The sequence below is a fragment of the Kitasatospora putterlickiae genome, from assembly GCF_039527695.1.
In the GTDB taxonomy this organism is placed as follows: Bacteria; Actinomycetota; Actinomycetes; order Streptomycetales; family Streptomycetaceae; genus Kitasatospora; species Kitasatospora putterlickiae.
The window spans coordinates 7,236-9,610 of sequence record NZ_BAAAKJ010000471.1; the positions used below are offsets into that span (position 1 = coordinate 7,236).

A 2,375-nucleotide genomic window follows, 5' to 3' on the forward strand; every position below is an offset into this window, starting at 1 on the left:
GCGCCGCCTCGGTGGTCTCCCACAGCGCGATGGCGTCCTCCGCCATGTGCAGGCGCACCTCGGGCACGAACGGCACCGGCCCGATCCGGGTCTGCGCCCGCACGAACTCCTGATCCGACAAGATGGCCGCCCTCGAACCAACCGGGCGTGTCTCGCTCAGCATGCGCAGCAGCATAAGGCCCCTGAGCAGGCACCCCTCACACGCTCCACCCGCGCGGGCCATATCACAGGAAGTCGGCTTAACGGCATGTTAAATGACGACTCGTCCGGCTACGAAACCACCCTCCCGGGTGAGGGACGGGCGGTAGGTTCTCCCTGAAGCCGGTGTGCGGCCGGCGGGGAACGGGGTTGTCGGGATGGCGGACAAGGTGACCGCGGACGGGTCGGCCGGGGTGCTGGCGGGCCGGGCGGCGGTCGTCACGGGTGGCTCGCGCGGGATCGGGCGGGCCGTGGTGGAGCGGCTGACGGCGGACGGCGCCGACGTGGTGTTCGGGTACGGGCACGACGACGCGGCGGCGGCGGAGGTCGTACGCGCGGTGGCCGCGCGAGGGCCCGGGCGGGCGCACGCGCTGCGGGCCGACCTCGCCGAACCGGACGGCGCGGAGCGGCTGATGGCGGCGGCCGAGGAGGAACTCGGCGGGCTGGACATCCTCGTCAACAACGCGGCGGCCTCGTTCACCCGCACGCCGCTCGCCGAGACCGGGGCGGCGGAGTTCGACGCCGTGCTCGCCGTCAACACCCGCGCGGTGTTCCTGACGCTGCGGTACGCGGCGCGCCGGATGCGCGACGGCGGACGGATCGTGAACGTCTCCACCCTCAACACCCGCCGTCCGGCCCCCGGCATCGCGCCGTACCTGGCCAGCAAGGGCGCGCTGGAGCAGCTGACGGAGGCCGCGGCGCTGGAACTCGGGCCGCGCGGGATCACCTGCAACACCGTCTCCCCCGGGCCGGTGGAGACCGAGCTGCTACGGTCCACCAATCCCCCGCAGGCGCTGGAGACGGTGGCCGGACTGACGCCGCTGCGACGACTCGGGCAGCCGGCGGACGTCGCGGACGTCATCGCGTTCCTGGTCGGCCCGGACGGCCGGTGGGTGTCCGGCCAGAACCTCGGCGCGACCGGCGGTCTGCGCTGACCCTCGGCGACAGTGGGGCGGTAAGGGTAGGGTCACGCACTGCCACCCGATCCGTACCATTTCGATACCGAAGCCTGGATGAGCTGGGAAGATGCTCGCCGGGCAGGCCGGAGCCCCGGTAGCATCCGGCTCGGGCCACCCGGACCGGCAAAGGCGGCGCAGCACCGCCGTGCCGTTCCGCCGGGTGGCTGAAATCCCGCGGGTCCGCCCGGGGGCGGCCTCCGGCACGACCGGCCGGTGGCGTCGCCCGGCGGCGCCCGTCCACACGGCACGCGCGCCAGGGCAGTCGCGCGGAACGGCGAAGGGCAGCGTCTTGGCGGACAGACTCACCGGTGGCGACTCCTCACTCCTGCGGCGGATCAACGCGGCGGTGACCCTCCGGGCGCTGCGCGAGGGCCACGCGGTGACCCTGACCCAGCTGGTCGGCGACACCGGACTGTCCCGGCCGACGGTCGAGGGCGTGATCGAGGGCCTGGTGGAGACCGGCCTGGTCGCCGAGGTCGAGCAGCCGCAGCCGGGCGGTCAGCCCGGCTCGGGGCGGCGCGGCCGACCGGCCCGGTGGTTCCGCTTCCGGGCCGAGGCGGGACACATCCTCGGCATCGAGATCGGGGTGCACGACATCCGGATCATCCTCGCCGACCTCGCCGGTGACGTGGTGGGCACCCACTTCCGCCCGGTCGACGAGACCCTGGACCCGGAGGAACGGCTCGCCGCCGTACGGTCGGTGGTCGCGGAGGTGCTGCGCAAGGCGGGCGTGTCCCGGGACAACCTGTGGGCGGTGGGCGTCGGCACGCCGGGCATCGTCGACCGGGACGGCACCGTGCAGTTGGGCACCGCGATGCCCGGGTGGACCGGCCTGGACCTCGGCGCGCGGCTGCGGCGCTCGTTCCGCTGCCCGGTGATGATCGAGAACGACGCCAACCTCGCCGCGATCGCCGAGCACTGGCAGGGCGCGGCGGTCGGCGCCGACGACGTCGTGTTCGTCATGGCGGGCCTGAGCCCGGGCGCCGGCTCGCTCATCAACGGCCGCCTGCACCGGGGCTTCGGCGGCGCGGCCGGCGAGATCGGCGCCCTGCACCTGCTGGGCCAGGAGGTGACGCCGGAACGGCTGCTCTCCACCACCGGCAAGCCGCTCAACCCGCTGGACGAGGCGGCGGTGGCCCGGGTGCTGAAGCTGGCCCGCGAGGGCGACGCGGTGGCGAAGGTCGCCACCGACCGCTTCCTGACCCGCCTGGTGCAGAG

The 2,375-nt window shown here is 74.3% G+C and carries 2 protein-coding genes; both read left to right on the plus strand.

All coding sequences use genetic code 11. The features are described 5' to 3' along the window. Positions 1–356: 356 nt before the first annotated feature. On the plus strand, positions 357–1,133 hold the full coding sequence (locus tag ABD308_RS37245) for an SDR family oxidoreductase (RefSeq protein WP_344345033.1): 777 nt from the start codon (positions 357–359) through the stop codon (positions 1,131–1,133). Between the two features lie 313 nt (positions 1,134–1,446). Continuing rightward, positions 1,447–2,375 (plus strand): ROK family transcriptional regulator (locus ABD308_RS37250; protein WP_344345035.1); only part of this gene is annotated, 929 nt, incomplete at its 3' end.

Coding starts and splice junctions, on each gene's coding strand:
- ABD308_RS37245 (WP_344345033.1), top strand. CDS start 357: ATGGCGGACAAGGTGACCGCGGACGGGTCGGCCGGGGTGCTGGCGGGC.